Source organism: Kocuria tytonicola, assembly GCF_003687455.1.
In the GTDB taxonomy this organism is placed as follows: domain Bacteria; phylum Actinomycetota; class Actinomycetes; order Actinomycetales; family Micrococcaceae; genus Kocuria; species Kocuria tytonicola.
In genome coordinates, this window is record NZ_PHOA01000008.1 from 21,116 (window position 1) to 44,483 (window position 23,368).

Sequence of the window (23,368 nt, forward strand, 5' to 3'; positions counted from 1 at the left end):
GTCACTGCCTGCGATCCAGAGTGATCCCCCGTGGGGTTATTCTTCGTCAAGGTGAGATTCCGTTCGTGGTGGTTGATCCGCCTTGCGGGCGGGTACGTCAAGTGTGCAGAGTGATCCTGTCCTGTCGGCTGGACCACACGCCTGCCTAGAGCAGAAAATTATGCCCACCGTATGGTATCGTACCAAGCCGGGAAAACTGTGCGGGACTCTTGAGGGTCGCCGGTGAAGGCGGCAGGAACGTCCACCCCCGGGGGGAGGAAATTCCCCCGGCAGGCACGCGGACCCGCCCGGTGCCCGTGTGTCAGCGCAGCCAGTCCTCGAAGCGCGTGGCGGTGATGAACGCGTCCTGCGGGATCAGCCCGCCGTTCGCGATGCCGCGCCCCAGGTAGGGCGCCTCCCTGACCACCGCCGGGCGTTGCCCGCCCAGGTCCCCGCCGACCATGAGGATGCGGCGGGCGAAGTTCGCGATGGTGTCCGCCTCGGGACCGCGGACCGCGCGGATCTCGTGCCGGGCCTGCCGAGGTGCGGTGGCGGCGTCGGCCACGACGTCCGCGACTTCCTCGCGCAGGGCGGGTGCCATGAGCATGGTGGGTGCCAGCGCCACCGGGCCCTTGTTGACCATGCCCATGGTGGCGGGGATGAAGTCGAACCACTGGGTGGAGCGCACCGTGACGGACGGGACGGGGGCCTGCTGGTAAATGCTCTCCTGCACGGCCTTGCCCTTGTAGTAGCCGTCCCCGCCGTTGAGGCGCGGGTCCGCCGCACCGGCGATGGACAGGTACACGATCCGCCCCACGCCCTGCTCATGTGCCGCCGGGGTGATGTTCGATGCCGCTCGGTGCGGTCCCCCCTATAGGGACGTGAACAGCTCCAGCGCGTGCGCCCGGGACTCCTTGAGGTCCACGATGGGCTCCACACCCTCCTGCCGTCCGTTCCAGCGGTCCACGTAGCCGAAGTCCGGGTCGAACTTCTTCTGCTGCGTCTCGGCGTTGAAGATCCGGAAGTAGGGCGCGGCGTCCGTGCCGCACCCGGCCACCCACTGCCAGTTGTGGGGGTTGCTCGCGGGGTCCGCGTCCACCAGGGTGTCCCAGAACCACTGCTCACCCAGGCGCCAGTCGATCAGCAGGTTCTTGGACAGCAGGGACGCCACCACCATGCGCACCCGGTTCTGCATGGTCCCGGTCTCCCACAGCTCGTGCATCCCGGCGTCCACGAGCGGGATCCCGGTGCGCCCCTGCTGCCACGCTGCGAGCGCGTCCTCGTCCAGCGGTGGCCAGGGGAAGGCGTCGAACTTCGGATTGATGTTCCGGGTGGCCATCCCCGGGTGGACGTAGAGGTTGTACCAGGAGAACTCGCGCCACCCCAGCTCGGTGAGGAACTTCCCGGGGTTCTCGGCACGGTGCAGGGCGGTGTGCCACACGGTGTGCGGACTGATCTCGCCCCAGCGCAGGTGGGGTGAAAGCCCGGAGGTGGCGGGCTTCGCGGGCACGTCCCGGTCCTCGGCGTAGCGGGGCAGCCGCTCGTCCAGGAACTCGTCCAGCCGCTCGTGCGCGGCCCGCTCCCCCACGGTCCACGTGCGCGCGAGCCCCCCGGACCAGTCCGGACGGGTGGGCAGCAGCCCCCAGTCCGCCAGGGCGTCGGACGCCGGCGCTGGATCGGCGGGCACCACGGCCGACGGCGCCGGGTACGGTTCCCGGGGCGGCGGGCCGCTCGTGCACGCGCGCCAGAACGGCGTGAACACCCGGTACGGGTCCCCGTTCTGGGTGGAGACGGTCCACGGCTCGAACATGAGCGATCCGGCATACGAGTGGGCGTCCACCCCGTTCACCCCGGCCCACTCCTTGAGCCCGGCGTCCACCGCGCGCTCGGGGCCGCCGTAGCGCCGGTTCCACAGCAGCCGGTCCGCGCCGGTCTCCCGCACGACGCCGGGCACCACCTCCCCTGCCGGGCCGCGCCGCAGGGTGAGGGGCACCCCCAGCCCCGCGAGGTCCTCGGCCAGGGAGGTCAGGGAGTGGTGCAGCCACCACCTGGCGGCCCCACCGAGCGGGCGGACGCCCTCCGACTCCTCGTCCAGGACGTAGAGGCACACCACGGGCTCGCCGTGGGAGACGGCCTCGTGCAGGGCGGGGTGGTCCCCCACCCGGAGGTCGTCGCGGAACAGCACCACGGTGGTCATCTGGACTCCTCACCCGTTCTGTCGTGGGTGTGCAACGACCCCCGCTGCTCAGCAGCGGGGGTCGCGGCCTCGGTCACGGCCAATCTACACAGCGGGGCCGCACCGGGCCCGGGGCGGAAGGCCCGCAGCGGTGTGCACCGCGCCACCGGTGGCCGGGCGCGGACCCGGCCGTGCGGCGTCGTCGTGCGGCGTCAGGAGACCAGGCCGTAGATGATGCCGCTCACGGCCACCAGACCGGCCACCGTGACGAACACGTTGGAAATCTTGCCGCGGTAGGGCTCCAGTGCGGGCAGCTTGCGGATGGCGTACATGGGCATCAGGTAGAGGATCACCGCGATCACCGGCCCGGCGAGGGACTCGATGAGCGAGAGGATGCTGGGGTTCGCAATGGCCACGAGCCACGCGGTGACGAAGATGAACACGGCCACGGCGGTCTTGAGGGCCTTGTCGCTGATCTTCGTGCCCCGGGGGTCCACGGTGGAGCGGACGACGCCCACGGCACCCTCGGCGGCACCCATGTAGTGCCCGAAGAAGGAGGAGGCGATCGCGGCGAGCGCCACGGCGGGGCCCAGGTAGGCGATGAACGGGCTGCCGTGCTCGTTGGCCAGATAGGACAGCACGGGCAGGTTCTGGGCCTTGGCGCCCTGCAGCCCGGTGGGGCCCAGCGCCAGGACGCAGGACCACACGAAGCCCATGGTGAAGATGACCAGCAGCACGGTGCTGCGCTTGAGCACCACGGAGGCGCGTTCGCTCGCGCGTTCCCCGTACTCGTGCTTCATGGCCACGGAGAACTGGGAGATGGCGGGCGAGTGGTTGAACGCGAACACCAGCACCGGGATGATCATCCACACGGACATCAGGAAGTCACCGGGGGCGGGCGCGCCCTGGAAGACGCTGAGGTCCCAGCTGGGGATCAGGTAGAGCGTCACGCCCAGCAGGATCAGGATCAGCGGGTAGACCAGCCACTGCGTGATGATCAGCATGATCCGCTGGCCCGCGAGCATCACGGCCATCATGGCGGCCACGAGCAGCCCGGAGAGCAGCCAGCGCGGCGGGGACGCCAGGTGGAACTGGTTGACCAGGAGGCTGTCCACGGTGTTGGTGATGCCCACGCCGTAGATCAGCACGATCGGGTAGATGGCCAGGAAGTACACCACGGTGATCACGCGGCCCAGGCCCTCGCCGAAGGCCTTGCGGGCCACGCCGGTGATGTCCTCGCCGGGCACCGGGGAGGCGCAGACGAAGCGGGAGAGCGCCCGGTGGGACAGGTACGTCATGGGCCCGATCAGGATGGTGACGACCAGCAGCGGCCACAGCCCGCCGAGACCCGCGTTGATGGGCAGGAAGAGCACACCCGCACCCACGGCGGTGCCGAACAGGGAGATGGCCCAGTTGGTCTCGAACCGGCGGTTCGCGTGACCCGCGGCAGGGGTCTGCGCGGGGGTCGCCGCAGTCGTGGCCGTAGCCGCGGAGGCCCCTCCGGCATGGGCGGTCGTGGGGTCGTGGTCGTGTTCCGCCACCGGGGTCTCCGTGCTGTCGGGGAAAGGGAAGAGCAAGAGGATGCGGACACCCTGTGAGCCGGATCATAGTTATACGCGACTCACCCGGATTGTTCAACAAGTTTACGTTGTCCCGGGTCACACCGTCTTCGACGACGCCGCCGCGCCCCGGCAAAGAGTGGTGCGCAACCACATGGCGCGCCACACGATGTGTCGTCGCGTGTCCCCCGCGCACAGGGCGCCCCGTAGCATGTGTGCATGAATCCCGATCTCCGCCTGGACACGCAGCTGTGCTTCGCGCTGTATTCGGCCTCCCGCAAGGTCACCAGCGCGTACCGGGAACCCCTGACGAAAATGGGGGTCACCTACCCCCAGTACCTGGTGCTGCTGGTGCTGTGGGAGCAGGACCACCGCACCGTGAACCAGCTGGGTGAGGCCCTGATGCTGGACAGCGGCACCCTCTCCCCCCTGCTGCGCCGCATGGAGAACGCCGGTTTCGTGACCCGCCGCCGCTCCGAGCAGGACGAGCGCTCCGTGGTCGTGTCCCTCACGGACGCCGGCCGCGCCCTCGAGGAGGACGCGGCCGGGATGCAGGAGGACCTGCTGGACAGCCTGGACATGAGCGTCCAGGAACGGGTGGTCCTGCACGATCTGGCGCAGAAGCTGTACCGCGTGCTCTGACGCGCCGCGCGGGCGGCTGCCGCCACCACCCTCCGAGCCCGCGCACCCGCGCCGGAACTGCCTGCCCCGCGAACGGGGGGCGCCGGGGAGGCCGCGGGCGGCGGCGTCGTCCGGGCGCGGGAAAGCCCCGGCGCGCGGGGTGTGCGCACCGGGGCTCCGGCGGTGGCTGATCAGGTGCGGGGCAGGGTGATCAGCGCGGTGTGGTCGTCCAGGTCGGGACGGTGGCGGCCACCGCCCTTGACGAACAGCGCGTAGCCCACGCCCAGCAGGGCGAGCCACACGACGCCCACGACCAGCGCCACGCGGGTGTCCGGGAACCAGCCGAGCAGCACGATCACGAACAGGATGCCGGCGGTCGCGGCCCACGAGGCCACGGGCCAGAACGGCACCTTGAACGCGGACTCGGGGCGGTTCTTGCGCTCGATCTCGCGGCGCATGGCGATGTGCGAGAGCAGGATCATGAGCCACACCCACACGGTGGCGAACGTGGCGATGGAGGCGATCACCAGGAACACGTCCTCGGGGATCAGCGCGTTGAGGACCACGCCGATGCCCAGGGCCACGCCCATGACCACCACGGTGAGCCAGGGGACGCCGTTCTTCGAGACCTTGGTGAACGCGTGGGGCGCCTGCCCCTGCTCCGCGAGGCCGAAGAGCATGCGCCCGGCGCCGAAGGTGTCCGCGTTGATGGCGGAGATGGCGGCCACGATGACCACCACGTTCAGAATGGATGCCGCCGCGGGAATGCCCAGGGCGGAGAAGATCTGCACGAAGGGGCTGGCCTCGCCCGTGATCTCGGTCCACGGGACCAGGGACATGATGACCACCATGGTGCCCACGTAGAACAGCAGGATGCGCGCGGGCACGGCATTGACGGCCTTGGGGATGGAACGGGCGGGATCCCCGGCCTCACCCGCGGTGATGCCGATGGTCTCGATGCCGCCGAACGCGAAGACCACCACGGACAGCGCGGCCAGCAGACCGCCCACGCCGTGGGGCATGAACCCGCCGTGGTCCACGAGGTTCTGCAGCCCCACGGGCTGGCCCGGTGCGAACGAGGTGCCGATGACCATGAGGACGATGCCGCCCACGATCATGGCGATGATGGCCCCCACCTTGATGATGGTCAGCCAGAACTCCATCTCCCCGAAGATCTTCACCTTGCGGGTGTTGATCGCGGCAATGAAGAGGATCACCGCGGCCACCCAGATCCAGCGGGGGGTGTCCGGGAACCAGAAGCCCATGTACACGCCGAACGCGGTGACGTCCGCGATGGCCACCACGATCATCTCGAACACGAACGTCCAGCCCGTGACGAAGCCCGCGAAGGGGCCCAGGTAGCGCGCGGCGTACTGGCCGAACGAGCCGGGCACGGGGTGGCGCACGGCCATCTCTCCCAGGGCCCGCATGACCATGTAGACCACCGCTCCGGCAATCAGGTACGCCAGGATCACGGAGGGCCCGGCCGCCTGGATGGCGGTGGCGGAGCCGTAGAACAGGCCCGTGCCGATCGCGGAGCCCAGCGCGATGAACTGGATGTGGCGCATGCTCAGACCACGGGACAGCGTGGGGTGACCCGCGCCGCCCTGCTGCGGTGCGGGCGGCGGGGATGCGGGACTACTCATGGCGCTCTCCTGTGGTGTTCCCGGCGGGGCCGGTGGCTGGTTCGGGTGCCTCGTCGTCGGTCGAGGCGGCAGACGGCACCGCGTCGGGTGCCGCGGTCGCCGCTCCGGGGTACGACGCCGCGGCGGCGCCCCCGGTGCGCTGGGACGACGCCGCGGCGGCGCCCTCCGCGTGCGGGGACGTTCCCCCGGGTGCCGAGTGGGGCGTCGTCGTGCTCAGCGCGTCGTGCGCCAGGGTGGTGATGAGGCGGGCGGCGGCGCGGGCGGTGCGGCCGTCCACGTCCATGCGGGGCAGCAGCTCCACCACGTCCACCAGGACCAGTTTGCCGCTGCGGGCCACGCGGTGGCACACGGCCTGGATGGTCTCCAGGGGAACACCGTATCCGGCGGGGGCGCTCACGCCGGGCGCCACGGCGGCGGGCAGGACGTCCAGGTCGATGCTCAGGTGCACGGCGTCCACCCGTTCCAGCATCCGCTCCACGGTGGCCAGCACGTGGTCCAGGAGGCGCGGGGCGCACTGCTCATCGGTGAGGTGCTCGACGCCCAGCTCCTCCGCGGTGCGGAAGAGGACGCCGGTGTTGTTGGGTTCGCTGATCCCCAGCACCGTGTAGTCGAACGTGCGCCCGGACTCCTGGTCCGCACGGGCCATCTGCAGGAACGGGGTGCCAGAGGACGGCTCGTCCGCCTGGCGCAGGTCGAAGTGGGCGTCCAGGTTCAGCACGCCCACACGCTGGCCCCTCAGGCGTTCGCTGCGGGTGCGGCCCAGGTAGCTGCCCCACGCGGTGTCGTGGCCGCCGCCCAGGACGACCACGGGGTTCCCGGTGTCCAGGAGTCGTGCAACCTGGTCCCCCAGGGTGTCCTGACCGCCCTCCAGGTCCCGGTCCGGGACCACCACGGTCCCGGCGTCGTGAATGCCGAAATCGGCATGCATTGCCAGCGGGGCGAGCGCGGCGCGCAGGGCGTCCGGGCCCTCGGAGGCACCCACGCGGCCCTTGTTGCGGCGCACTCCCTCGTCGCAGGAGAAGCCGATGAGCTCGACGGCGGGGCCCTCAGTGGCGCTGCCCTGGCTGCCTGATTCTGGGCGCGCCTTCTGATGCCAGCGCAGGTGCTCGGGGGTGTCGCCGTCCGTTCGTCCGCTCCAGACGGAGTCGTCCGGTGGAGTGATCCGGGTGGGATTCATGGAACGCCCTTTCCTGCGGTGCCTGCCCCCAGCGTGGCACGGTGCCGGGCACCCGCGAGTGTGATCTGAATTACGCTGCCCCCAGCCAATCCCACCACGGGGCGCGGAGACGAGGGCGCACACCAGATATCGTCTGGTATTCCAGACACGCAGATCGTACGACACACCGCGTGTCCGACGACGCCGCTCGCCGGGTTCCCGGGGTGGGGCACCACTGGTGGCCACGCTGCGTCGTCGTCACCCGCCACTGCTCGTCGAAGGAGACCCCATGCCGGGAACCAAAGTGCCCGCCGCCCAGAGCACGCTGCGGATCCTGCGGTTCCTGGCGTCGCGGAAGGGGCCGGTGGCGGCGTCGTCGATTGCGACGGCGCTGCAGCTGCCGCGGTCCAGCGTGTACCACCTGCTGACGGTGATGACGGAGCAGGGGTTCGTGGTGCACCTGCCCGAGGAGCGGCTGTACGGGCTGGGGATCGCGGCGTTCGAGCTGTCGTCCGCGTACACGCGGCAGGACCCGATGGCGCGGCTGGGTGAGCCGCTGCTGCGCGCGCTGGTGGATGCGGTGGGCGAGAACGCGCACCTGGCGGTGATGCACGGGCGGGACGTGGTCTACGTGGTGGAGGAGCGGGCGCCGTACAAGCCGTCGCTGGTGACGAACGTGGGGGTGCGCATCCCGGCGCACCTCACGGCGAGCGGCCGCTCGATGCTCGCCGGTCTGCCCGCGGCGCAGGTGCGGGCGCTGTACCCGGACCGGGCGTCGTTCGCGTCCCGGTGGGAGAGCACGGCGATCACGACGCCGGGGCAGCTGCGCGCCGAGCTCTTGCGGACCCGTGAGCGCGGCTGGGCAGTCGAGGAGGGGGACGTGACGCCGAACTTCGCCTCCGTCGCAGTAGCGGCGCACGACCACCGAGGGCTGCCCGTGGCTGGCGTGGCGCTGACGTTCCTCGGGCACAGGACGGACGAGACACGACGGGCGGAGCTGGTGGAGCAGCTGCGGCGGACGGCGGAGGCGCTGACGCGGAGGTTGCACGGGGCGGTGCCGGGGGTTGGGGCTGAGCGTTCCCGGGCCAGAAAGAAGCCGATATCGCAGATCACTTCACCTGCACGGCAATTTCGGTCCTGAACGGTGGTAAGACTGGGGACATGAAGCACTCGATGAAGAGGCATCAACCTGCGGGCCTCCGCAGGCCGGTATCGTTCGCCGTCGCGGCGGCCGTAGTCATGCTGTTCGGTGCAGGATGCAGCGCCGACCACCGGGACGCAACCGCGCCGAGCACGGCTGCTGCCTCTCATTCCCCGTCACGCATGCCCTCCGCGATTCCGTCCGTGACGCCGTCCCCCACGGCGCCGACCTCCCCGACGGCGGTTCCGACGTCGAGAACTCCGGCCACGACGCAACCAACCGCCGCTCCCCAGACCCCGACGGCACCGCTCACCCAGCAGCCGCAGATGCAGCCGAGTCCCCAACCCACCGGGACCGTGAAGTCCATGCATCCGGCGACCCCCACCGAGATTCCGGGCGTCACCACCGGTCAGCCGTCAGGAAAGCCGATCCCGGGAATGCACATTGCGACGGAAGAACAAGCCCTGGAGCTGATCGGCAAGGTCGACGGATTCAATCCCGACATCTACTACATCAGCGACAAGAACCCCGACGGGTCATTCACGGTCACAGGACAGTCCAAGTCCATGGCGGGCCAGGGCGGTTCCGGCACCACGGGAGTGTGGACGGTCTACCCGGACGGGTCGTACCACATGGGGCAGGATTCGGTCGACAGCTGAACATTTTTCTGGAAAGGATCCACATCATGACCCCCGTGAAACCATGGCCTGTTCCTGATCCCCTACCCGGGGAGGACCGCACGTACGGCGGCGGGCTCTACGTGGACCTAATACCCCTCCAAACCTTCGGTATCAATTGTCGACAAGTCCTCTCAAAGTACCAGTGGGCCCGCCTCAGCCGCGGCCTAAAAGCTCGCGCCGATTTCACCTGCGAATTCTGCGGGATGCCAGAGATTCCCGGGCAGAACATTTATCACCTCACCCATGAGCGATTCTCGTATGACGACGCGACTGGCGTGCAACGGCTAATTCGCTTCATCTGCTCTTGTCGGCGCTGCGACGAGTTTACCCACTTCGGTCATGCGCTGATATTTGGGGGAGACCCCACAATGATCTTGACTCATACCGAGGCTGTCAGGATGCAAACCCCCGGAGACATGAGCACTATAGAGAGCCTTGAAGCGGAAGCACAGGCAGCACTTCAGCTCTGGAAACAGCGTCGACGGATAGATTGGACGGTTGACCTATCAATTCTCGCTGGGACTGGGGTGCCGGTCGCAGAGGAGGACTTGATCCTCATGGCCCCAGCCCTGCCAGGCTAGCTGCAAGGGGGCATGACGTTGTTGAAGCGAAGCCCCACCATCACGCTACGAGTCGCGTGTACCGCTGCCGAGCAGCCTCACCGGTCGTTCCAACGAAGGCTCCAATCGCAGCCCATGACATACCCGCATGTCGGGCCCCGCGCACGGCATCGATGACGTGACGCTCCGCAGCGGACTGTTCAGCAACGGCCGTACGAAGAGCCGTGATGGCATCTACGTCCAGCTCGTCCTCGGGCCGCGGGTCGTACTGCTCGAAGCGCGCAGCCAGCTCATCGGCGTGAGCAAGAATTTCCTCGACGGTACGGGGCATGGTCATCACCTCAGGTATTTCCGACGGGCAGGCATCGCATGGACGATGACGTCAGCGGTGTGTCCCTGCACGTATCCGACTTCCAGAACGATGGCCGCCTGATTCGCACCGATCAGCATGGTGAACCCCTCGCCGAGGTCCCACGCACGGATGGGGTTGCGGTAGGCGTGAAGAATGTCGGCCTCCACGAGGCCGTGCTTCAACGCTGAGGGCGCGATGATCGGCTCGTCCACTCTTACAAGTTATCTTGTCTTGCCGCAGAGACACAAGGTTTTGACCTCTGCCTCTGTCTGGCATCCCAGACACAACCCCCTCCAAAACCCGTGACCCCCGTCACCTCCCGTGGTCCCATGGACTCATTCACCGTCCCCGGCCTCGCACGCCCGGACTGAACCGCACCAGGAGGACCACTCATGGCACTGCCCAACGCCCGCCCCGTCCGCGCTCCCCGCGGAACCGAGATCAGCGCCAAGAGCTGGCAGACCGAGGCTCCCATGCGCATGCTGATGAACAACCTGGATCCGGAGGTCGCGGAGCGCCCTGACGACCTGGTGGTCTACGGCGGCACGGGCCGTGCGGCGCGCAGCTGGGAGGCTTTCGACGCGATCGTGAAGACCCTCAAGGAGCTCGAGGACGACGAGACCCTGCTGGTCCAGTCCGGCAAGCCGGTGGGTGTGTTCCGCACGCACAAGTGGGCGCCGCGCGTGCTGATCGCCAACTCGAACCTGGTGGGGGACTGGGCCACGTGGCCCGAGTTCCGCAAGCTCGAGGACGAGGGCCTGATGATGTACGGCCAGATGACGGCCGGTTCCTGGATCTACATCGCCACGCAGGGCATCCTGCAGGGCACCTACGAGACGTTCTACGCCGTCGCCCGCAAGCTCTACAAGGAGGGCCGCCTGCAGGAGCCCACGCTCGCCGGCACCCTGACCATCACTGGCGGCTGCGGCGGCATGGGCGGCGCCCAGCCGCTGGCCGTGACGCTCAACGGCGGCGCGTGCCTGGTGGTGGACGTGGACGAGTCGCGGCTGCGGCGTCGTCAGTCCAAGCGCTACCTGGACGAGGTCGAGACGGACCTGGACACCGCGCTCGCCAAGGTCAGCGCCGCGAAGGCCGAGCGTCGCGCGCTGTCGGTCGGCTACGTGGGCAACGCCGCGGACGTGTTCCCGGAGCTGCTGCGCCGCCACCGCGCGGGTGAGATCACGGTGAACGTCGTCACGGACCAGACCTCCGCGCACGACCCCCTCTCCTACCTGCCCACCGAGTTCACCGTGGAGCAGTGGGACGCGGAGGCCAAGGCCGATCCCGTGGGCTTCACCAAGAAGGCCCAGGAGGCCATGGCCGCCCAGGTGCAGGCCATGGTGGAGTTCCAGGACGAGGGCGCCGAGGTCTTCGACTACGGCAACTCCATCCGCGACGAGGCCCGCCACGCCGGCTACACCCGCGCGTTCGAGTTCCCCGGCTTCGTCCCGGCGTACATCCGCCCGCTGTTCTGCGAGGGTCTCGGCCCGTTCCGCTGGGTCGCGCTCTCCGGCGACCCCAAGGACATCGAGGTCACGGACGCCGCCATCAAGGAGCTCTTCCCGGACAACAAGCACCTGCACGAGTGGATCGACGCCGCCCAGGAGCACGTGGAGTTCGAGGGCCTGCCCGCGCGCATCTGCTGGCTGGGCTACGGCGAGCGCCACAAGGCCGGGATGCTCTTCAACCAGCTCGTGGCCGAGGGCAAGGTCTCCGCGCCCATCGTGATCGGCCGTGACCACCTGGACTCCGGTTCGGTGGCCTCCCCCTACCGCGAGACCGAGTCCATGAAGGACGGCTCGGACGCCATCGCGGACTGGCCGCTGCTCAACGCGCTCACCGCCGCGTCCTCGGGCGCCACCTGGGTCTCCATCCACCACGGCGGCGGCGTGGGCATCGGCCGTTCCATCCACGCGGGGCAGGTCTCCGTGGCGGACGGCACCGAGCTCGCCGCTCAGAAGCTCGAGCGCCTGCTCACCAACGACCCCGGCATGGGCGTGATCCGCCACGCGGACGCCGGCTACGAGCGCGCCGTGGAGGTCGCGGACGAGCGCGGGGTCAACATCCCCATGCACAACGACCTCGCGGCCACCCGCCAGGCGGACCAGTGACCGGCCACGCCCCCGCAGGCCGGGACGACGACGCCGCACGCGGCCACCGCGCCGACGGTCACCCGGGCGCGCAGGCGCCCCCGGCGGCGTCGTCCGCTGGCGGCTCCGAGCTCATCACCGGCATTGGCGAGCTGCACACCGTGGACCCCGCCCGCGGTGCGGACTCCGTGCTCACGGACGCGGCCGTCGTCGTCGAGAACGGGCTGATCGCGTGGGTGGGCCGCGCGTCCGAGGCGCCCGCCGCAGACCGCGCGACGGACGTGGAGGGCCGCGCGGTCCTGCCCGGCTGGGTGGACTCGCACACGCACCTGGTGTTCGCCGGGGACCGCGGCGCCGAATTCGCCGCACGTATGGCCGGTGAGGCATACGCGGCGGGTGGCATCGGCGTGACCACGAACGCGACCCGCGAGGCCGGCGACGAGACCCTGCGCGGCCTCGTGGCCGGGCGGGTGCGGGACGCCGTGGCCGGTGGCACCACGTACCTCGAGACCAAGACGGGCTACGGCCTGGACGTGGAGCAGGAGCTGCGCGCCGCGCGGATCGCCGCCGACGCCGCGGACGAGGTCACGTTCCTGGGCGCCCACCTGGTGCCCGAGGGCGCGGACCCGGACGACTACGTGGAGACCGTGTGCGGACCCATGCTCCAGGCCGTGCGCCCGCACGTGCAGTGGGCGGACGTGTTCTGCGAGCGCGGTGCGTTCACCCCGGAGCAGTCCCGCCGCGTGCTGGAGGCGTGCCGGGACGCGGGGCTCGGGCTGCGCGTGCACGGCAACCAGATCGGCCCCGGTGAGGGCGTGGCCCTGGCCGTGGAGCTGGGTGCGGCGTCCGTGGACCACTGCAACTTCCTCTCGGACGAGGACGTGGCGGCGCTGGCCGGCTCGGCCACCGTGGCCACGGTCCTGCCCGCGTGCGACCTCTCCACCAGGGCGCCGCTGGCCCCCGCCCGGAAGCTGCTGGACGCCGGGGCCACGGTGGCCATCGCGTCCAACTGCAACCCGGGGACCAGCTACACCACGTCCATGAACTTCTGCGTGGCCACCGCGGTGCTGCAGATGAAGCTCACGGTGGACGAGGCGATCCGGGCGGCCACGCTCGGTGGCGCGAAGGCGCTGCGCCGGGACGTCTCCGCCCCGGACCGCCCCGCCGTGGGCCACCTGGCCGTGGGCACCCGCGCAGACCTGCACGTCCTGGACGCACCCGCCGCGGTGCACCTGGCCTACCGCCCCGGCATGCCCCTCACGTGGGGCGTGTGGCGGGCGGGCCGCCGGGAGGTCTGACCGCGCTGAGTGGCCCGGGGTCATCCGATCCCGGGCCGCCCGCAGGCCACCCCTCTACTTCTTCCCGAGCCGCTGAGACGGCTCGGACCACCGACCGGAAGGACCCCTCCCCATGACCACGTTCGACACCGACCTGCCCACCACCGTGCAGCTGGGCTCGTCCGGCGCAACCGTGGCGGACGTCGTCGCCGTCGCCCGCCACGACGCCCGGGTGGAGCTCACCGACGAAGCCCGCGAGCACGTGGCGACGGTGCGCCGCCACATCGACGAGCTGGCGGCGTCGGACGTGCCCGCGTACGGCATCTCCACCGGCTTCGGCGCGCTGGCCAACAAGCACATCCCCCTGGAGAAGCGCACGCGGCTGCAGAAGTCCCTGGTGCGCTCCCACGCCGCGGGCACCGGGCCCATCGTGGAGCGGGAAGTGGTGCGGGCGCTGATGTTCCTGCGCGCCAAGACCCTGGCCTCGGGGCACACGGGCATCCGCGTGGAGACCCTGGAGACCATGCTGGCCGTGCTCAACGCGGGCATCACCCCGGTGGTGCACGAGTTCGGCTCCCTGGGCTGCTCGGGTGACCTGGCGCCGCTCGCGCACTGCGCCCTGGTGCTCATGGGCGAGGGCCGCGCCACCGGGCCCGACGGCGTCGAGCGCCCCGTCCCCGAGCTGCTCGCCGAGGCCGGCATCGAGCCCGTGACCCTGGCCGAGAAGGAGGGCCTGGCCCTCATCAACGGCACGGACGGCATGCTGGGCCAGCTCATCATGGCGCTGGCGGACCTGCAGAACCTGCTCACCGCCGCGGACATCACCGCCGCGTTCTCCGTGGAGGGCCTGCTGGGCACGGACCGCGTGTTCGTCCCCGAGCTGCACGAGCCGCTGCGCCCCCACCCGGGCCAGAAGAATGCCGCCGCGAACATGCTCAAGGTGCTGGAGGGCTCCGGCATCGTGGCCTCCCACCGCGTGGGTGACGACCGCGTGCAGGACGCCTACTCCCTGCGCTGCGCCCCCCAGGTGGCGGGCGGCAGCCGGGACACCGCGGCGTACGCCCTGACCGTCGCGCAGCAGGAGCTCGCCGCGGCCGTGGACAACCCCGTGGTCCTGGACGACGGCACCGTGAGCTCCAACGGCAACTTCCACGGCGCCCCCGTGGCGTACGTGCTGGACTTCCTGGCCATCCCCATTGCGGACCTGGCGTCCATGTCCGAGCGCCGCACCGACCGCATGCTGGACCCGGCCCGCTCCCACGGCCTGCCCCCGTTCCTCGCGGAGGACCCCGGCACGGACTCCGGGCTGATGATCGCGCAGTACACCCAGGCGGGTCTCGTCTCGGACATGAAGCGCCTCGCGGCACCGGCCTCCGTGGACTCCATCCCCAGCTCCGCCATGCAGGAGGACCACGTGTCCATGGGCTGGCACGCGGCCCGCAAGCTGCGCCAGGCCGTGCTGAACCTGCGCCGGGTGCTCGCCATCGAGCTGCTCACCTCCACCCGCGCGATCGCCCTGCGCGCGCCCCTGGAACCCGGCGCGGCGGCGTCGGCGGTCATTGCGGACCTCGACGGCCGCGTGGGTGCACCCGGCGAGGACCGCTTCATGGCGCCGGAGATCGAGGCCGCCGAGGAGTACGTGGCCTCGGGGCGCCTGGTGCGCACGGTCGAGTCCGCGGTGGGCCCGCTGAACTGACGCGCGGAGCCGGGGACGACGCCACCGCGACGGCTCGCGCGCCCGGCGCACCGTGCGGCGCCGTCGCCTGATTCCCAGGTGTGGAAACGCCCGTTTCGCGCCACGTTTGCGTGGTGGTTCTGCACCTCAGAGTGGCGGGCCGCGGTGCACAAGACCCCTGTTCCCCGCGAACCCCCGGCTGTATCGTGGCTCACACGCGAAGGGAGCGGCACATGCCCGTCTACGAGTTCCGGTGCGAGGCCTGCGGGCCTTTCGACGCGCACCACGCCATGGCGCAGGTCCCGCGCGCCCAGGCCTGCCCCGCGTGCGGCGCGGCCGCCCGGCGGGTGTTCTCCGCCGTGGGCCTGTCCCGCGCGAACTCCCCGCGAGCACGCGCCATCGACGACGCCGCCCGCACGGCTGACGCGCCCGAGGTCGTCCGCTCCGTGCCCCGGCAGGCAGGCGCCCCGGGAGCAGTACCCCGGGTCTCCCGCGCCCCCCGGCACGCGAAGCTGCCGCGGCCGTAGCATCCCCGCACTGCCGCGCGGGAACCACCCGCGGGGCTCTCCAGAAAGGTCACGGACCATGCCAGAAGTGATTTTCCCGCTGGACTCCACCAAGCCCTTCACCGAGCAGAAGCTCACCGGACACAACCGCTGGCACCCGGACATCCCCGCCGTGGCCACGCTCAAGCGCGGGGAGAGCTACCGGATCGACTGCCGCGAGTGGTTCGACGGCGCGATCGTCAACGACGACTCCGCGGACGACATCCGGGACGCTCCCCTCAACAAGGTGCACGCGCTGTCCGGGCCGTTCCGGATCGAGGGCGCGGAGCCCGGGGACCTGCTGATCGTGGACATCCTGGACGTGGGACCGATCCCGCAGGAGGAGGGGCCGCTGGCCGGTCAGGGCTGGGGGTACACCGGGATCTTCGCGCAGAAGAACGGCGGCAGCTTCCTGGTGGACCAGTTCCCGGACGCGTACAAGGCCGTGTGGGACTTCCGGGGCGGCGAGTGCCCCTCCCGCCACATCCCCGGTGTGAAGTTCACGGGCATGGTGCACCCGGGCCTGATGGGCACCGCACCGTCCGCGGAGCTGCTGAGGAAGTGGAACAAGCGTGAGGAGGACCTGATCGCCACCGATCCGCAGCGCGTGCCCCCGCTGGCCCTGCCGCCGGAGCCGGACTCCGCGATCCTGGGCTCCCTCACCGGCGCGGAGTTCGACCGCGTGGCCGGGGAGGCCGCCCGCACCGCTCCCCCGCGGGAGAACGGCGGCAACCAGGACATCAAGAACTTCACCAAGGGCTCCCGGGTGTTCTACCCCGTGTACGTCTCCGGCGGGCACCTGTCCGTGGGTGATCTGCACTTCTCCCAGGGGGACGGCGAGATCACGTTCTGCGGCGGCATCGAGATGAGCGGTTTCATCGACATCCACGTGGACGTCATCAAGGGCGGCATGGAGGCCTACGGGGTCACGGAGAACGCCATCTTCATGCCGGGCCGCAACGGTCCCGTGTACTCCGAGTGGCTCGCGTTCTCCGGGACCTCCGTGACCCTGGAGGGTGAGCAGCGCTACCTCGACTCGCAGCTGGCCTACCAGCGCGCGATCCTGCACGCCATCGACTACCTCGCCAAGTTCGGGTGGTCCAAGGAGCAGGCATACCTGCTGCTCGGTGCGGCACCCATCGAGGGCCGCTTCTCCGGCGTGGTGGACATCCCCAACTCGTGCGCCACGGTGTACCTGCCCACGGAGATCTTCGATGTGGACATCCGCCCCTCCGCGGGCGGACCCGCGCAGGTGGACCCGGGCATGGGTGCCCCGCGCTCGATGAACCCGGCCTGACCCCGGCCCACCCTCCACGGTGAGAGGGGCCCGACGACGCTCGTGGGCGACGTCGGGCCCCTCGCCTTCCCCGTCAGCTTTGGGAGGAGACGGTCAGACGCATCGAGAGCTGGTAGCGGTCTGCCCGGTAGGTGGAGACGCAGTACTCGATGGGCGTCGAGTCCGAGAAGGAGCGCCGACGGAACAGCAGCACGGGGGACCCGTCGTCGATGTCGAGCCACTGCGCCATCTCTGCGGATGCTGACGCCGCCTCCACCGTCTGCTCCACGTGGGTCACCGGGTGGCCCTGGGCGGCCAGGAACCCGTACAGGGAACCCGAGAGGTCCGCGGCGGAAAGACCGGGCAGCAGGTGCCCCGGGAGCCACGACTCGTCCACGCTCACGGGCTGGCCGTCGGCGAGGCGCAGCCGCCGCAGCAGGTGGACCTCCGCCGGCTCTGGAACCTGCAGGTGGGCAGCCGCCGCCCCGCCCGGGTGTTCGGGCCCGGCGGTGATGATGCGTGTGGTGGGTCGGTGCCCGGCCGAGAGCATGTCCTCGTTGAAGGAGGCGAGGTGCAGATCGGAGCGCACCCGTCCGTGGGACACGAAAGTGCCCTTTCCCTTGACCCGAACCAGCACGCCCTCTCCGACCAGGTCCGAGATGGCCCGGCGGACGGTGATGCGCGAGACGCCCAGCTGCTCCTCGAGCACGCGCTCCCCGGGCAGCTTGTCCCCGGGGCGCAGCTCGCGGGTGGCCAGGGCCCGGAGGTGGTGCCGGATGCGCTCGTGCTTCAGCTCCGGGCCGTGGGGCGTCACAGGGACACGGCGAAGAGGTCCTGACCCGCCATGACGTCCTCGTCCTGTGACCGCGCGGTGATGGCATCCTCCGCGGCATCCAGCACCACCACGGGGCAGCACGCGCTCAGACCCGCCTCCCGGACGACGGTCAGGTCCACGTCCATCAGAGGATCCCCGGCGTGCACCTGATCACCCTTGGCCACGCGCACGGTGAAACCGTTGCCCTCGAGCTTCACGGTGTCGATCCCCAGGTGCACCAGCACTCCCGCTCCGGAGGGAGCCTGGACCACGAACGCGTGGGGCATGACCTTGAGCATCCGCCCGGACACGGGGGCCACCACGGTCACGGAGTGCTCAGAGGTCGGAGGCTCCAGGGCGACCCCGTGTCCCACCATCCCCTGGGCGAAGACGGGATCAGGCACCTCGGAGAGCGGCACCAGCTTCCCGGACAGCGGCGCCCGGACGACCAGCGCGCCCGGGGTGTTCACAGCAGGTCCTGAATGTCCTCGGCCAAGCTCTCGGCCTCCGGACCCACGACCACCTGGACCACCGTGCCCGCCGCCATGACACCGTGCGCGCCGAGGGCCTTCAGGGTTGCCTGGTCCACCAGGGAGGGGTCGGACACCTCGGTGCGCAGGCGCGTGATGCACCCCTCGATCTCCTCCACGTTCTGCGCGCCACCCAGTGCGGCAAGGATCTGTTCGGCCTTGGACATCGTGTCTCCTCGGTGTCTCCGGACGCACGGACCCGCGGGACCGCACGGAGCGGTCCATCCCACGGTTGACAAGCGCTCGCCCGCACATCAAAGTGATGGTCATCACTGGTTATAACCAGTGTTCACGACACTACTGATTCCCGGCACCGGGGACAAGCGTGCTCCCGGGAGAAAACGAGGCCCCCATGACCGCGGAGAACACCCCCGCCGCCGGCAGCGCGCCGGCCACCGGCGCAGCCAAACCCAAGCGCAGCGGCAAGTCCCTCCAGAACCTGCAGCGCTTCGGGCGGAGCCTCATGCTGCCCATTGCGGCGCTGCCCGCGGCGGCACTCCTCCTGCGCCTGGGGCAGGACGACCTGCTGGGGAGCATCGGGTGGTTCGCCACCGCGGCGCACGTGATCAGCGCCGCCGGTGGGGCCCTGTTCGACAACCTCCCCCTGATCTTCGCCGTCGGCATCTCCTTCGGCTTCGCCCGCAAGGGCGACGGCTCCACCGCCCTCGCCGCGGTGGTGGGCTACCTGGTGATGACCAACGTCTTCGAGGCCATGACCCCCCTGGTGCTCGGCACGGCAGAGGTGGCGGGCAAGGCCCCGAAGATCGACTACGGCGTGCTGGCGGGCATCATCATGGGTATCACCACGGCGCTGATCTGGCAGCGCTTCCACCGCACCAAGCTTCCCGACTGGCTGGGCTTCTTCTCCGGGCGGCGCCTGGTACCCATCCTCACCGCGGTGGCGGCCATCCTGATCGGCGTGGTGCTGGCGTTCATCTATCCCCTCTTTGACCGTGGCCTGACCTCGGTGGGCCACGCGGTCTCCGAGAACGCCGTGGTGGGCAGCGGTCTCTATGGATTCCTCAACCGGATGCTGATCCCCCTGGGTCTGCACCACATCCTGAACTCCATCGTGTGGTTCATCCTCGGCGACTACAACGGTGCGCACGGCGACCTCAACCGGTTCTTCGCCGGGGACCCCTCCGCCGGTGTGTTCATGACCGGGTTCTTCCCCATCATGATGTTCGCCCTGCCTGCCGCAGCGCTGGCCATCTGGCAGGAAGCCCGCCCCGAGCAGAAGAAGGTGGTGGGCGGCATCATGCTCTCCACCGGGCTCACCGCGTTCCTCACCGGCATCACCGAGCCGCTCGAGTTCTCCTTCATGTTCGTGGCCTGGCCGCTCTACATCATCCACGCCGTGCTCATGGGCTCGTCCATGATGCTCACCAACGCCCTGGGCATCCACGACGGCTTCGGATTCTCCGCAGGAGCGATCGACTACGTGCTGAACCTCGGGATCGCCACCAAACCCCTGCTGCTGATCCCCATCGGGCTGGGCTACGCGGTGGTCTACTACGTGCTCTTCCGCTTCGTGATCCGCCGCTGGAACCTCAAGACCCCGGGTCGTGAGGACGACGCCGCGGCCACGGAGGACACGCATGTCGCCTGATCCCGTGCTCACCCCCCGCGACGTTCCCGCGAGCGCACCCTGGGCACTGCGGGGCGAGCTCTGCACGGGTCTGCCCGGTGAGCCCACGGTGCGGGACGGTCTGGTGGTGGTCGAGGGCGAGCACATCGCATGGTGCGGTCCCGCCGACGACGCCCCCGCCGCCCTGCGCGACGCCGCCCGGCGGGTTCCCCTGGTGCTGCCCGGCCTGGTGGACGTGCACTGCCACGGCGGTGCGGGTGCCACGTTCTCGGCGGACGTCCCCGGGAGCCTCCGCGCGGCCCGCCACCACGCGGCCCACGGCACCACGTCGGTGCTGGCGTCGCTGGTCTCCGCGCCGTCGGACGTGCTGCTGGAGCAGATCCGGGCGCTGCGCCCCCTCGTGCAGCGCGGGGACCTCACGGGGCTGCACCTGGAAGGGCCGTTCATCACGGAGTCCATGTGCGGTGCCCAGGATCCGCACGCGATCATCCCCGGGGATCCGCAACTGCTGGAGCAGTGGCTGCGGGAGGGCCAGGGAACCGTGCGGTCCATGACCCTGGCGCCGGAGACCCCGCGCTTCTCCGAGCTCGTGGCACTGTGCCGAGCGTACGGTGTCGTGCCCTCCATCGGGCACACCGCCGCAACGGCCGCCCAGACCCACGACGCCCTCGCCGCGGACCTCACGGGCGGCACCTGGACCGCAACTCATCTCTTCAACCGGATGCCCGCCCTGGACCACCGCACGCCGGGGCCCGTGCCCGTGCTCCTGGAGAACGCTCGCGAGGACCCGGAGTCCATGGTTCTGGAGCTGATCGCGGACGGCGTGCACCTGGACCCGGAGATCGTGCGCATGGTCTTCTCCCTGGTGGGCTCCGAGGCCGTCGCGCTGATCACCGATGCCATGGCGGCTGCGGGCATGGCGGACGGGCACTACACGCTCGGTACGCTGAAGGTGGGCGTGAGCGGCGGCGTCGCCCGCCTGGATCCGGACCAGCCTGGTTCCACGGACGGTGCCATCGCAGGGGGAACCAGCCGGCTGATCGAGGGCGTGCGGAACTGCGTCGACTGGGGCATCCCCCTGCCGTGCGCCGTGACCGCGGCGTCGTGGACCCCGGCCCGCGCCCTGGGTCTCGACGACGTCGGCCACCTGGGTGCCGGGGCCCGCGCGGACCTGGTGGTCGCCGGACAGGACCTGACGGTCGGAACCGTGGTCAAGAACGGCGCACCCGTCACCGAGTGAGGAGCGAGCATGCACGTGATCCTGTGCGACTCCGCCGCTGAGGTCGCCGTGGCCGCCGCAGACCTGGTCACGCGCCGGGTGCGGCGGGGACCCGCGGTACTCGGTCTCGCAACCGGCGGCACACCCCAGCCCGCCTACCGGGAGCTGATCCGCAGGCACCGGGAGGAGGGTCTCAGCTTCGCGGGTGCCACCGCGTTCACCCTGGACGAGTACGTGGGACTCGCGTCCGAGCACACGCAGTCCTACCGAGCGACCATCCTGCGGGACTTCGTGAGCCACGTGGACCTGCCGGTGGAGCGGCTGCGCACTCCCCGCGGAGACGCCCCGGACCCTGCGGCCGAGGCCCAGCGCTACGAGGAGTCGATCACAGCAGCGGGCGGCGTCGACCTGCAGATCCTGGGCCTCGGGACCAACGGGCACATCGGGTTCAACGAGCCCGGATCCTCGCTGTCCTCCCGCACCACCGTGCGGGCGCTGACACGCCAGACCCGCGCGGACAACTCCCGCTTCTTCAACCACGGGGAGGAGGTTCCCCGCCTGTGCCTCACCCAGGGGCTGGGCACCATCTCCGCAGCCCGCGAGATCGTGCTCCTTGCCGTGGGCAGCGGCAAGGCCCGCGCCGTGCGGGACATGGTGGAGGGGCCGGTCAGTGCGCGCTGCCCCGCGTCCGTGCTGCAGTTCCATCCACACACCACCGTGCTTCTGGACCGGGAGGCGGCTGCCGAGCTGGAGTACCTGGAGGACTACCGGGATGCCGCGCGGCTGCTGCGCGAGCAGAGCTGAGACGACCGAGGCCGCGCAAGCACCGCGTCTGAGGCGAGCTTCCACCAACGAAATATGCGTTATCGGTGACCGACCTTCCCCTGACGCGTCGGGCCACCGTTGCGGGGCCCCGCCCGCAGGGCAGAACCCACCCCGACCGTTCGGAACGGCCCGTCCACCCGCGGGGCACGAACCCCTACTCCCCCTCGAACGGCCACCCGTGCGCCGCGAGCATCGCGCGGACGCGCTCCAGCTCCTCGGGCTTGGGCTCGTCCTCCGTGGCGCGGTGGATCGCCTCTCGGGCGTCGGCCTCGGACGGGGCCACACCGTGGGCGCGGGCGTCCTGAGCAAGCTGCTCCGCGATCGCGGCCATGTCCTCCTCCGCGAGCTGCGGGCGCAGCACCGCGAGCACGGGCAGGTAGTCCTGGGCGGGCACCCCGTTGGGGTAGTCGGCGCGCAGCCAGTTCATCACCCGGGCCACGTACCCCGGCTGCCGGGGCACCTCGTCCTGGCTCGCCCCCACGAGCGGCCAGCCGGCGCGCGCGAGCTCGGCGGCGACGTCGCCCAGCTGGGTCTCGGATGCCGCCGCCGGTCCCAGGAGGTCCCCCGCAGGCAGCCCCAGCGTCTCGAGCAGCCGCTCGGTGCGGTGGGGGCCCACCGTGCGGGCCAGCAGCTCCGCGAGCGGGGCGTGCTGATCGCGCGGGACGCCGTGCGGGTAGGCGGCGCGAATGTGGTCGAGTGCCGCGTCGAAGGTCATCATCCGAACACCGAGATCCCTAGGTAGTGGTCCAAGCTCTTGCGGGTGATCCACAGGACTCCGATCACCACGGCGGCGAGCACGATGGCAAAGCACAGCACGGCACCCACGAGGGCGGCGCCACCGCGGCGGGCCGTCCCGTCCGGTCCGGGCTGCGGGGTGGCACGGCTCCAGAGGGCGATGCCCACGGTGAACAGGGCAGGCAGCCCGGCGCCGAAGCAGAGCCCTGCCAGCAGCACGGCGAGGGCGGATCGGGCCATCTCGGCGATCATGAGCGGGCCACCTCCTGGATGTCGGCACGGTCGGGGTCGGCGGGAACCACGGAGTGGGTCTCCTCGTCCCAGTCCGCGTTCACATTGTGGCGGTCCACCTTCTGGTGCCGGGACCGCGCGTAGATCCCGGCGGAGGCCACCACCAGGAGCAGGAAGATCACCACGGCGCCGGGCAGACCCCCCACGGCGTGGGCGAGCACGAAGCACACCGCTCCCACCACGGCGGCGGCCGGGAGAGTGAGCAGCCAGCCCACGACCATGCGCCCGGCCACGCCCCACCGCACGTGCGCGCCGGGCTTGCCCACGCCCGAACCCAGGATGGAGCCGGTGGCCACGTGGGTGGTGGACAGCGCCATGCCGAAGTGGCTGGAGGTGAGGATGATGGCCGCCGAGGACGCCTCCGCCGCCATGCCCTGCGGGGGTTCGATCTCCACGAGACCCTTGCCGAGCGTGCGGATCACCCGCCAGCCGCCCAGGTAGGTGCCCAGCGCGATGGCCACCGCGCAGCTGACGATGATCCACACCGGCAGACCGCTCTCCTCGATTCCCTGGATGCTGAGGCTGCCGTGGGCGATCAGGGCCAGGGCGATCACGCCCATGGTCTTCTGAGCGTCACCCGTGCCGTGGGCCAGGGAGACGAGCGACGCCGTTCCCACCTGCCCCCAGCGGAAC

The 23,368-nt window shown here is 70.5% G+C and carries 23 protein-coding genes; 11 read left to right on the forward strand and 12 right to left on the reverse strand.

The annotated features are described in order from the left end of the window. Nucleotides 1-301 precede the first annotated feature (301 nt). From CWC38_RS02145 to CWC38_RS02155, 3 genes are all read right to left on the reverse strand, one after another. Nucleotides 302-796, reverse strand: coding sequence for an SDR family oxidoreductase (locus CWC38_RS02145; protein ID WP_121845192.1), 495 nt, complete (start codon nucleotides 794-796; stop codon nucleotides 302-304). Nucleotides 797-850: 54 nt separating this feature from the next. Then, nucleotides 851-2,176 (reverse strand): cryptochrome/photolyase family protein, encoded by a 1,326-nt coding sequence (locus tag CWC38_RS02150; RefSeq protein ID WP_121845193.1) that lies wholly within the window; start codon nucleotides 2,174-2,176, stop codon nucleotides 851-853. 191 nt (nucleotides 2,177-2,367) lie between these two features. After that, entirely contained in the window at nucleotides 2,368-3,696 is a 1,329-nt protein-coding gene (locus CWC38_RS02155; RefSeq protein ID WP_121845194.1) for an SLC5/6 family protein, read from the reverse strand. Nucleotides 3,697-3,933: 237 nt separating this feature from the next. Here CWC38_RS02155 and CWC38_RS02160 point away from each other — a divergent pair, with 237 nt between their 5' ends. Beyond that, entirely contained in the window at nucleotides 3,934-4,356 is a 423-nt protein-coding gene (locus tag CWC38_RS02160; RefSeq protein WP_121845195.1) for a MarR family winged helix-turn-helix transcriptional regulator, read from the forward strand. A gap of 170 nt (nucleotides 4,357-4,526) precedes the next feature. On the opposite strand, the gene CWC38_RS02165 is transcribed toward CWC38_RS02160, so the two are convergent. Further along, nucleotides 4,527-5,981 (reverse strand): amino acid permease, encoded by a 1,455-nt coding sequence (locus CWC38_RS02165; RefSeq protein ID WP_121845196.1) that lies wholly within the window; start codon nucleotides 5,979-5,981, stop codon nucleotides 4,527-4,529. Beyond that, entirely contained in the window at nucleotides 5,974-7,158 is a 1,185-nt protein-coding gene (hutG, locus tag CWC38_RS02170; protein WP_121845197.1) for a formimidoylglutamase, read from the reverse strand. Before hutG ends, CWC38_RS02165 begins: the two co-directional genes overlap by 8 nt. Nucleotides 7,159-7,426: 268 nt before the next feature. On the opposite strand from hutG, the gene CWC38_RS02175 reads away from it, so the two are divergent. Together CWC38_RS02175 and CWC38_RS02185 are read left to right on the forward strand one after the other, a co-directional pair. Continuing rightward, nucleotides 7,427-8,278, forward strand: a complete 852-nt coding sequence (locus tag CWC38_RS02175; RefSeq protein ID WP_240625000.1) for an IclR family transcriptional regulator — start codon at nucleotides 7,427-7,429, stop codon at nucleotides 8,276-8,278. 356 nt (nucleotides 8,279-8,634) lie between these two features. Next, nucleotides 8,635-8,937: a hypothetical protein gene (locus tag CWC38_RS02185; RefSeq protein ID WP_124106133.1), complete on the forward strand. Its 303-nt coding sequence runs from the start codon at nucleotides 8,635-8,637 to the stop codon at nucleotides 8,935-8,937. A 917-nt stretch (nucleotides 8,938-9,854) separates the two neighbouring features. Here the strand turns inward: CWC38_RS02185 and CWC38_RS02195 are convergent. Next, on the reverse strand, nucleotides 9,855-10,082 hold the full coding sequence (locus tag CWC38_RS02195; protein WP_121845201.1) for a hypothetical protein: 228 nt from the start codon (nucleotides 10,080-10,082) through the stop codon (nucleotides 9,855-9,857). A gap of 180 nt (nucleotides 10,083-10,262) precedes the next feature. Here CWC38_RS02195 and hutU point away from each other — a divergent pair, with 180 nt between their 5' ends. The 5 genes from hutU to fmdA all read left to right on the forward strand — a co-directional run bounded on the left by hutU (nucleotide 10,263) and on the right by fmdA (nucleotide 16,754). After that, a complete protein-coding gene (gene hutU / locus CWC38_RS02200; protein ID WP_121845202.1) occupies nucleotides 10,263-11,981 on the forward strand; it encodes a urocanate hydratase in 1,719 nt (572 codons plus the stop codon). Nucleotides 11,982-12,094: 113 nt separating this feature from the next. Then, entirely contained in the window at nucleotides 12,095-13,258 is a 1,164-nt protein-coding gene (hutI, locus tag CWC38_RS02205) for an imidazolonepropionase (protein ID WP_121845214.1), read from the forward strand. A gap of 112 nt (nucleotides 13,259-13,370) precedes the next feature. Further along, complete coding sequence (hutH, locus tag CWC38_RS02210; protein WP_121845203.1) at nucleotides 13,371-14,933, forward strand: histidine ammonia-lyase; 1,563 nt, start codon at nucleotides 13,371-13,373, stop codon at nucleotides 14,931-14,933. Nucleotides 14,934-15,145: 212 nt separating this feature from the next. Beyond that, nucleotides 15,146-15,439: an FmdB family zinc ribbon protein gene (locus tag CWC38_RS02215; RefSeq protein WP_121845204.1), complete on the forward strand. Its 294-nt coding sequence runs from the start codon at nucleotides 15,146-15,148 to the stop codon at nucleotides 15,437-15,439. A 58-nt stretch (nucleotides 15,440-15,497) separates the two neighbouring features. Next, nucleotides 15,498-16,754 (forward strand): formamidase, encoded by a 1,257-nt coding sequence (gene fmdA, locus CWC38_RS02220; protein WP_121845205.1) that lies wholly within the window; start codon nucleotides 15,498-15,500, stop codon nucleotides 16,752-16,754. Nucleotides 16,755-16,827: 73 nt separating this feature from the next. Here the strand turns inward: fmdA and CWC38_RS02225 are convergent, their stop codons facing one another. From CWC38_RS02225 to CWC38_RS02235, 3 genes are read right to left on the reverse strand one after another with little or no spacing between them, the layout of a single operon-like run. After that, the gene (locus tag CWC38_RS02225; protein ID WP_121845206.1) at nucleotides 16,828-17,547 is read right to left on the reverse strand and encodes a GntR family transcriptional regulator; all 720 of its coding nucleotides are present in this window, start codon (nucleotides 17,545-17,547) and stop codon (nucleotides 16,828-16,830) included. After that, nucleotides 17,544-18,017, reverse strand: coding sequence for a PTS sugar transporter subunit IIA (locus CWC38_RS02230; RefSeq protein WP_165860320.1), 474 nt, complete (start codon nucleotides 18,015-18,017; stop codon nucleotides 17,544-17,546). Before CWC38_RS02230 ends, CWC38_RS02225 begins: the two co-directional genes overlap by 4 nt. Next, complete coding sequence (locus tag CWC38_RS02235) at nucleotides 18,014-18,244, reverse strand: PTS sugar transporter subunit IIB (protein ID WP_121845207.1); 231 nt, start codon at nucleotides 18,242-18,244, stop codon at nucleotides 18,014-18,016. Before CWC38_RS02235 ends, CWC38_RS02230 begins: the two co-directional genes overlap by 4 nt. Before the next feature lie 185 nt (nucleotides 18,245-18,429). Between CWC38_RS02235 and CWC38_RS02240 the strand changes: the two genes are divergently transcribed. The 3 genes from CWC38_RS02240 to nagB are packed head-to-tail and all read left to right on the forward strand — an operon-like array spanning nucleotide 18,430 to nucleotide 21,688. After that, on the forward strand, nucleotides 18,430-19,686 hold the full coding sequence (locus CWC38_RS02240) for a PTS transporter subunit EIIC (RefSeq protein WP_121845208.1): 1,257 nt from the start codon (nucleotides 18,430-18,432) through the stop codon (nucleotides 19,684-19,686). Then, nucleotides 19,676-20,905, forward strand: a complete 1,230-nt coding sequence (locus tag CWC38_RS02245) for an N-acetylglucosamine-6-phosphate deacetylase (RefSeq protein WP_121845209.1) — start codon at nucleotides 19,676-19,678, stop codon at nucleotides 20,903-20,905. Before CWC38_RS02240 ends, CWC38_RS02245 begins: the two co-directional genes overlap by 11 nt. 9 nt (nucleotides 20,906-20,914) lie before the next feature. Continuing rightward, complete coding sequence (nagB, locus tag CWC38_RS02250; protein ID WP_121845210.1) at nucleotides 20,915-21,688, forward strand: glucosamine-6-phosphate deaminase; 774 nt, start codon at nucleotides 20,915-20,917, stop codon at nucleotides 21,686-21,688. A gap of 175 nt (nucleotides 21,689-21,863) precedes the next feature. On the opposite strand, the gene CWC38_RS02255 is transcribed toward nagB, so the two are convergent. The 3 genes from CWC38_RS02255 to CWC38_RS02265 all read right to left on the reverse strand — a co-directional run. Beyond that, nucleotides 21,864-22,427: a DUF3349 domain-containing protein gene (locus tag CWC38_RS02255; protein ID WP_121845211.1), complete on the reverse strand. Its 564-nt coding sequence runs from the start codon at nucleotides 22,425-22,427 to the stop codon at nucleotides 21,864-21,866. Further along, nucleotides 22,424-22,696, reverse strand: coding sequence for a hypothetical protein (locus CWC38_RS02260; protein ID WP_121845212.1), 273 nt, complete (start codon nucleotides 22,694-22,696; stop codon nucleotides 22,424-22,426). The genes CWC38_RS02255 and CWC38_RS02260 overlap by 4 nt, the downstream gene beginning before the upstream one ends. After that, nucleotides 22,693-23,368, reverse strand: a 676-nt coding sequence (locus CWC38_RS02265) for an inorganic phosphate transporter (RefSeq protein ID WP_133306228.1), incomplete at its 5' end; no start/stop codon positions are given. The genes CWC38_RS02260 and CWC38_RS02265, both read right to left, overlap by 4 nt.